6 protein-coding genes are annotated in these 6135 nt (G+C 59.1%); 4 read left to right on the top strand and 2 right to left on the bottom strand.

All coding sequences use genetic code 11. The features are described 5' to 3' along the window. Both VMU57_RS22595 and VMU57_RS22590 read right to left on the bottom strand, forming a co-directional pair. Positions 1 to 557 (bottom strand): isocitrate/isopropylmalate family dehydrogenase (locus tag VMU57_RS22595; RefSeq protein WP_325387574.1); only part of this gene is annotated, 557 nt, incomplete at its 3' end. A 180-nt stretch (positions 558 to 737) separates the two neighbouring features. After that, positions 738 to 2165 (bottom strand): glutamine synthetase family protein, encoded by a 1428-nt coding sequence (locus tag VMU57_RS22590; RefSeq protein ID WP_325387568.1) that lies wholly within the window; start codon positions 2163 to 2165, stop codon positions 738 to 740. Between the two features lie 291 nt (positions 2166 to 2456). On the opposite strand from VMU57_RS22590, the gene VMU57_RS22585 reads away from it, so the two are divergent. The 4 genes from VMU57_RS22585 to VMU57_RS22570 all read left to right on the top strand — a co-directional run bounded on the left by VMU57_RS22585 (position 2457) and on the right by VMU57_RS22570 (position 5882). After that, positions 2457 to 3416 carry a carbon-nitrogen hydrolase gene (locus VMU57_RS22585; protein ID WP_325387566.1) on the top strand — a complete coding sequence of 320 codons (960 nt, stop codon included), beginning with the start codon at positions 2457 to 2459 and terminating at the stop codon, positions 3414 to 3416. Between the two features lie 32 nt (positions 3417 to 3448). Further along, complete coding sequence (locus VMU57_RS22580; protein WP_325387564.1) at positions 3449 to 3883, top strand: hypothetical protein; 435 nt, start codon at positions 3449 to 3451, stop codon at positions 3881 to 3883. Between the two features lie 159 nt (positions 3884 to 4042). Then, a complete protein-coding gene (locus tag VMU57_RS22575) occupies positions 4043 to 5440 on the top strand; it encodes an NAD(P)/FAD-dependent oxidoreductase (protein WP_325387562.1) in 1398 nt (465 codons plus the stop codon). A 208-nt stretch (positions 5441 to 5648) separates the two neighbouring features. Beyond that, positions 5649 to 5882, top strand: a complete 234-nt coding sequence (locus VMU57_RS22570; RefSeq protein WP_325387560.1) for a hypothetical protein — start codon at positions 5649 to 5651, stop codon at positions 5880 to 5882. Positions 5883 to 6135 lie beyond the last annotated feature (253 nt).

Raw genomic sequence — 6135 nt, 5'->3', positions numbered from 1 at the left:
TTCAGCATCTCATCGTTCACGAAGTCGATAAACTTCTTCGCCTCAGGCGTTCCCTGGCGGAACTCGATGCCAGCATAGATGTCCTCTGTGTTCTCGCGGAAGATCACAACGTCCAGCTTCTCCGGGTGTTTCACCGGACTGGGCACGCCCGCATAATACTTCACCGGACGCACGCACTGGTATAAGTCCATCAACTGCCGCAGCGCAACGTTCAGCGAGCGAATTCCGCCACCCACCGGCGTCGTCAGCGGTCCCTTGATCGACACGCGAAAATCCATCGTCGCCTTCACGGTATCGTCCGGCAGCCAGTTCTGTGTCTGCCGATAAGCCTTCTCCCCAGCGAGCACTTCGTACCACTTCACCGCGCGCTTGCCGCCATACGCCTTCTCAACAGCAGCATCGAAAACTCGCTGCGACGCGCGCCAGATATCGCGCCCGGTGCCGTCGCCCTCGATGAAGGGAATGACAGGATTATCAGGAACGGTAAATTTTCCGTTGGCGTATTCAATGGGTTGACCGTCGGCGGGAACAGCGATTCCGTTATAGCTCGATTGCATCTTCATCACTCCAGTTTAGGGGACAGTACGGCTGTTGAAGCGTAACATTCCGGCACAACGAATGACAATTTTCGGACAGCAGGTTCGTTAATCGCACGATACTGTCTTGCAAGACGAGACGCCCTCACACAAAAAATGCCCCAGCCGAAGCCGAGGCATTTTTCACCGAACAGGAACCTCTTAGAAGATGTTCCAAAGCAACTGGTTGTAGACATCGTGGTGGAACTGTACCTCGGGAGCCTTGACGATCGTACCCAGCAGCCGTGCGCAGCGGTCCGCCGAGGCCTGCTTCAGATCGGCATAGCGGGACTTCACATCCTCGCCCAGAAGTTCCCCGGTCCATTCAGCGCCGCGGAAGTTCTCAAGGGCGGTGTAGATGTTGTCCGGCAGATAGCGCTCGGCCTGGCGCAGGTTCTTGATCTTCGAGGTCTGGCCATGCAGGCCGGTCTTGAAGATCGAGTACAGCACGAGGTAGGGGTTCGCATCCGGCCCAACCGAACGGACCTCGACACGCGACGACTTCTCGTTGCCGATAGGGATACGAATCATCGAACCGCGATCCACAGCCGAAGCCTTGATCTGGTTCGGCGCCTCGAAGTGAGGATCGAGACGGCGATAGGCATTCACGCTGGCATTCAACAGCAGGCAAAGATCGTTGCCATGCGTAAGAATGCGGTCGGTGAACTGCCATGCCAGCTTGGAGATCTTCTCCTCGCCCTTGGGGTCCCAGAACAGGTTCTTGCCGCCCTTGGTGATGGAGACGTTGGTGTGCATGCCGCTGCCGTTGACGCCAACCACCGGCTTCGGCAGGAAGCTCGCGGTCATGCCCATCTGCGTGGCCACCTGACGGCAGATCAGCTTGTAGAGCTGAATCTGGTCAGCTGCGGCAACAACCTCACCATAGGTGTAGTTGATCTCGAACTGCGAAGGCGCAACCTCGGGATGGTCCTTCTCGTTCTCAAAGCCCATGGCGCGCTGCACTTCCGCGCTGGTGTCGATGAACTCGCGCAGCGGATCGCCCGGCAGCGAGTGATAGTAGCCGCCCTTGTTGACGTACTCGAAGCTGCCGGTCTCGTGATAGCTGCGCTCGGCGTCGATGCCCTCAAAGAGGAAGCCTTCAATCTCGTTGGCAGCGTTCAGCGTGTATCCCTGCTTGTCGAACTGCTCCTTCGAGAATTGCTTCAGCACGCTGCGGATGTCGCCGCTGTAGATGCCGCCGTTCTTGTCGATCACTTCGCCGAAGACGAGGACCTTGCCGCCGCCGAACACATCGGCTGGCGCCCAGTAGAACGCGCTCCAGTCGATGCCCAGGCGCAGGTCGCTCTCCCGCTGCGCGGTAAAGCCGCGGATCGACGAGCCGTCGAACGTCAGGTTGTCATAGCTCTTGATCAGAAATTTCTTGTCATAGTCCAGCATGTGCAGACGGCCTTCGAGGTCGCTGAACAGCACGGTGACGGCCTTGATGCGGTGCTCATCGGTCAGGTAACGAAGACGCTCTTCCTGAATCACATCGGCAGCAACGCGCTTCCTGCGCTGTTCCTTGGCCTGCAGGTTCAAGTCCTCAAGTTCACCGTACGAAAGTTCCAGAAAATTACGTAATTCGCTCAACGTACCACTCCTTCTGCAATGAAATACACGGCTGCCGCACGGGGCGGGGATGAATACAAAACGCTGTGTGATGGATGAGCCGCAGAAGCGTCGTGGATTCTTCGGCACTTCCAAACTATCAGATATCGCCACCCGAAAAAAGAGAGGACCTGCGATTTCGCCCGTCTTTTTGATCTTCCGCCTCTCATAGCTCCCGGTCTTTTATCATTGAAAACAAGCCCTCGCGTTATGCTGGGGCAACTGGAGGCGCCCGGCACGGCAATTCCGGCAGTTTTCCTTGAAAAGGCACCCATGGCACCCACTCAAAACACCCGCGTCGCGCTCATCCAGATGTCCTGCTCCCCCGACACCCAGCTCAACCTCGACCGCGCCGCCGAGCGTGTCTACGAAGCTTCCCGCCAGGGAGCTACCCTAGTCTGCCTGCCCGAGCTCTTCCGCGCCCAGTACTTCTGCCAGCGCGAAGACCACGCCCTCTTCGGCCTCGCCGAGTCCATCCCCGGCCCCTCCACCGACATCCTCACCCGCGTCTGCCGCGAAGCCGGTGTCGTCCTCGTCGCCAGCCTCTTCGAGCGCCGCGCCCCCGGCCTGTACCACAACACCGCCGTCACCATCGAGCGAGACGGCCGCATAGCCGACACCTACCGCAAGATGCACATCCCCGACGACCCGCTCTACTACGAGAAGTTCTACTTCACCCCCGGCGACCTCGGCTTCAAGGCCACTTCCACGTCTGCAGGTCCTATAGGAACTTTAGTCTGCTGGGACCAGTGGTACCCCGAAGGAGCCCGCCTCACCGCCCTTCGCGGAGCCGAAACCCTCTTCTTCCCCACCGCCATCGGCTGGCACCCCTCCGAAAAGGAGGAGTTCGGCACTGCCCAGTACGAAGCCTGGCAGACCGCTCAGCGCGCCCACGCCATCGCCAACGGCGTCTTCGTCTGCGCCGTCAACCGCGTCGGCCACGAGCACGGCGACGTCAAGTTCAAAGTCACCGCCGCCGACGGCAACCCCGCCACGGTCGAGTTGCACGGCCCCGGCGACCACACCCCCCACTCCGGCATCGAGTTCTGGGGCGGCAGCTTCATCGCCGACCCCTTCGGCCGCATCCTCGCCCAGGCCAGCCACGACCAGGAAGAGATCCTCTACGCCGACCTCGACCCCAAGCTGGTCGAAGTCACCCGCCAGCACTGGCCCTTCCTCCGCGACCGCCGCATCGACGCCTACGAAGGCATCGCCAAACGCTTCTTGGACTGAGTTTTTCGTCGAAAGGAGTTTCAATTTTGGAAATGAACCCGCACGTCGCGTCAACAGCCCTGACACTTGTCAATTCCACGGTGCAGTCTCTCAAGACTGCAATCGAGTTAGCAAAAACTTCAAAAGATTCAGACCTCAAGCAAACAATTAGTGAAGTGTTTAATGGTGTTTTGGACTTGAAATCCAAGGTCTTAGATTTAGAGGAAGAAAATCGGACACTCAGGATCGCAATTGCAGAAAAAGCGGCCATCAAAAGGTCTGCGGTGTTTGGCTATTATTTCAAAGACGACGAAAACAGTCCTTTGTGTCCTAAATGTTACGAGTCAGATGCAAAGCTTGCATATCTTTCGAATGCAGAGCCCTGGAGCGGTGGGATAAGAAGAGACTGCAGAATCTGCAATAGAACTTACTGGGAAAAACCGGTGGCTTTACTTTCTGAACCAGCAAGATCGGATTTTCCCTTTTAACTGGTGCGGGTGCCCCATATCTCGATTTTGAGATGTGGGCATTCGCGCCACGCGCGAACCGCCTTCCCTAACCCAGCCCAAACCGCCCGGGTGCCCCATCCTTCGCGCACTTTGCGAAGGGCCGGAGAATAAAACTCCCCCACACAGCATCCAATCCAAATGCAATCCGACATCCTCATCCTCGGAGCCGGCATGGCCGGCCTCACCGCCGCCCGCACCCTCGCCGAAGCGGGCCGCCGCGTCACCCTCCTCGAAGCCGCCAACCGAGTAGGCGGACGCATCCACACCATCCGCGAAGCCAACGAGATCATCGAGCTAGGCGCCGAGTTCGTCCACGGCAAGCCTCCCGAGCTCTGGTCCTTCATCGAAGAAGCCAACCTCGAAACCTACGAGCTCGACGGCTCCATGCTCACCTTCGAAGACAGCCGCCTCCAATCCCGCGACGAAGAAGAAGAGGCCACCCCCATCCTTGAAAAAATCGAAGCCAAGCTCGAGTCCTTAAGCGGCCCCGACCAAACCTTCGCCGAATACCTCGCCCAGCACCCTGTACCGGAAGACCAGCGCCAAGCCACCATCGGCTACGTTGAAGGCTTCAACGCCGCCGACCACCGCATCATCAGCACCCACTCCCTCGGCCTCCAGCAGGCAGCCGAAGAGGCCATCGAAGGCGACCGCCTCTTCCGCATCAAGGACGGCTACGACCGCCTCCCCCAGTTCCTCGCGCAAAAGTTCACCGAGGCAGGCGGCTCCCTCCACCTCAACACCCTCGTCGAACGCATCGACTGGACCCCCAACCACGTCCGCATCGAGGCCCAGCGCAGCGGCCAACCCATTACCTTCGAGGCCGCCAAAGCCATCATCACCCTGCCCCTCGGCGTTCTCCAGCAAAACTCCGTCACCTTCAGCCCCACCCCCGACGCCCTCCACGAGGCCAACCGCCTCCGCATGGGCAACGCCCGCCGTTTCACCCTGGTCTTCCGCGAACCCTTCTGGAAGCACCTCCACATCGACCGTAATAGCCGCACCAACAACAAAACTGTCATCCTGAGCGAAGGCGGCGCTTCTGCCGCCGCAGTCGAAGGACCTGCGGTTCTTCCCCACCGGCTACCCTCTTCAAACTCCCTCCGCAACCTCAGCTTCCTCCTCTCCTTCGCCTCCATGCCCCCGGTCTGGTGGACACCCCACCCGGCCCTGAGCAACACCCTCACTGGCTGGATCGGAGGCCCCCGCTCCGCAGCCCTCGCGAACCTCACCACCGACGAGCTAGCCGAAGCCGCCTGCAAAACTCTCGCCCAAATCTTCTCCCTCGACCCCGCCGACATCCGCAGCCAGCTCATCGCCTGCCACACCCACGACTGGCAGCACGATGCCCTCACCTTCGGAGCCTACAGCTACGTCGCTGCCGGGGGCCTCGACGCCAGTTCCAAAATGACCCTCCCCGCCGACAACACCCTCTACTTCGCCGGAGAGCACACCGACACCACCGGCCACTGGGGAACCGTCCACGCCGCCATCCGCTCCGGCCTTCGCGCCGCCCAGGAAATCCTCCACCCCTAGCCTCAAAACCTGTCGATAGCAATTTCCCGGGTGCGGGTGCCCCACATCTCGATTTTGAGATGTGGGCATTCGCGCCACGCGCGAACCGCCTTCCCTAACCCACTCACCAAAAGCACGGGTGCCCCACCTTTGCAGCCTCATCGCAAAGGGTGGGATGTTCACTTCCAGCCTCAGATATGTTCTCCTTGCACTCAGCACACGCTGAAAAATGACCGCCCTCATCCTCCTGCTCATCGCCGCCGCCTACATCATCCTGGGAACCTTCCATCTCGCTGCGCCCACCAAAGTCCTTCCCGTCTACCGCTTCCTCCTCGGCCGCAGGCTCTTCGCGAAAAACGCCAGCCGCTTTGAACAGATCACCCGCACCAACTGGAAGCTCATGGGCGCGGTCTACATCCTCTTCGGCATGATTCTGGTCTGGTCCCTGCGTTCCAGCTTTTGAAACTTGGAAGTCCGCAAAAACCTGTCAAGCCCCAAAATCCCTCAAAGTCTTAGAAACAAAGAAGATAGAGTTTGCAAATTAGTTTCGCTCCAACCGCTATACTTGAAATAGCAGCAGAAACCGCAGATCTCCGGCGCCGCTTCCCATTTAGAATCAGCAACTTATCCGCAACCCCTTTGAATAGAAGACTTTAGAAAATAAGTCCTTTCAATGGAAGACTTTACATACTCTGGGTATAGGGGGTGGGGTACCC

Origin of the sequence: Edaphobacter sp. (assembly GCF_035532915.1) — a bacterium.
Taxonomy (GTDB): Bacteria; Acidobacteriota; Terriglobia; order Terriglobales; family Acidobacteriaceae; genus Edaphobacter.
The sequence above is the reverse complement of the archived record's forward strand: the minus strand, read 5'-3'. Positions and strand labels throughout refer to the sequence as shown.

Coding starts and splice junctions, on each gene's coding strand:
- VMU57_RS22585 (WP_325387566.1), top strand. CDS start 2,457: ATGGCACCCACTCAAAACACCCGCGTCGCGCTCATCCAGATGTCCTGC.
- VMU57_RS22580 (WP_325387564.1), top strand. CDS start 3,449: ATGAACCCGCACGTCGCGTCAACAGCCCTGACACTTGTCAATTCCACG.
- VMU57_RS22575 (WP_325387562.1), top strand. CDS start 4,043: ATGCAATCCGACATCCTCATCCTCGGAGCCGGCATGGCCGGCCTCACC.
- VMU57_RS22570 (WP_325387560.1), top strand. CDS start 5,649: ATGACCGCCCTCATCCTCCTGCTCATCGCCGCCGCCTACATCATCCTG.